Here is a 979-nt window from a genome sequence, read left to right as displayed (position 1 = left end):
AAAAGGAGGATAACGATGCAGGAATTTGAAAGAGCTTCACTTCATAAAGATTTTGTGAATGAAGAGAACAATACTGGATCTTATATCTTTGAACCTCTAGAAAGAGGTTTTGGAATTACGATTGGAAATACAATTTGCCGTACATTATTAACAAGTGTACCTGGCACACGCATTGTTGGATTTAAAGTATCTGGATTTGATGGAAAAGCAACAATGGTTGATGGTATTTTAGAGGATATTTATCGTATTTCATTAAATTTAAAAGCTGTACAATTATACAATGATGGAGAAGGATTCCAAACATTGCATATTTCAAAGAAGGGACCAGCAACAATTCAGGCGGCTGACATTATTTGTCCGGAAGCTGTAGAAGTTGTAGATCCTGAACAAGTGATTTGTACTTTAGAAAAAGGTGCAAGTTTAGAAATGGAAATTTATGCAGTAACTGGAACTGGATATAAGAGTTCAATTGAAAACAAAGTGTCATACGACTTTGGTGAAGATGTCGTAGTATTAGATGCAACTTTCACTCCAATCCGTAAAGCAGATTATTTATCAGAACCTGCTCGTGTTGGATTGGATAAAAAATATGACAAAGTACATATCAATGTAGAAACAGATGGAACAATTACACCTTTACAGGCTATTACAATGGCTGCAAAGGTTTGTATGGAAAACTTAGATGAAGTTTTAACTGTTTCTGACTTAGAATTAGAAGAAAGTTTCATGGTTCAAAAACCTCAAGTTGAGGATGTTAAGAAAGTAAATACAATGATGATTGAAGATTTGGATTTATCTGTTCGTTCTTACAATTGTTTAAAACGTGCAGGAATTCAAACTGTCGATGAACTTACACAAAAAACAGAAGATGAAATGATGCATGTTAAGAATTTGGGTAAGAAATCACTCAAAGAAGTGAAGGACAAAATGTACCAATTGGGATTGTTCTTCAAATCGTATGAATAAGAGGAGTAAGAAT

At 33.6% G+C, this 979-nt stretch carries 1 protein-coding gene; it reads left to right on the top strand.

The features are described 5' to 3' along the window. Window positions 1-15: 15 nt before the first annotated feature. The gene (locus EUBIFOR_RS04385; RefSeq protein WP_040466147.1) at window positions 16-966 is read left to right on the top strand and encodes a DNA-directed RNA polymerase subunit alpha; all 951 of its coding nucleotides are present in this window, start codon (window positions 16-18) and stop codon (window positions 964-966) included. Window positions 967-979: the final 13 nt, after the last annotated feature.

The organism is Holdemanella biformis DSM 3989 (assembly GCF_000156655.1).
In the GTDB taxonomy this organism is placed as follows: Bacteria; Bacillota_I; Bacilli_A; order Erysipelotrichales; family Erysipelotrichaceae; genus Holdemanella; species Holdemanella biformis.
The sequence above is the reverse complement of the archived record's forward strand: the minus strand, read 5'-3'. Positions and strand labels throughout refer to the sequence as shown.

Bases quoted from the DNA above. Each gene is read 5' to 3' on its own strand.
- EUBIFOR_RS04385 (WP_040466147.1), top strand. From the start codon at position 16: ATGCAGGAATTTGAAAGAGCTTCACTTCATAAAGATTTTGTGAATGAA.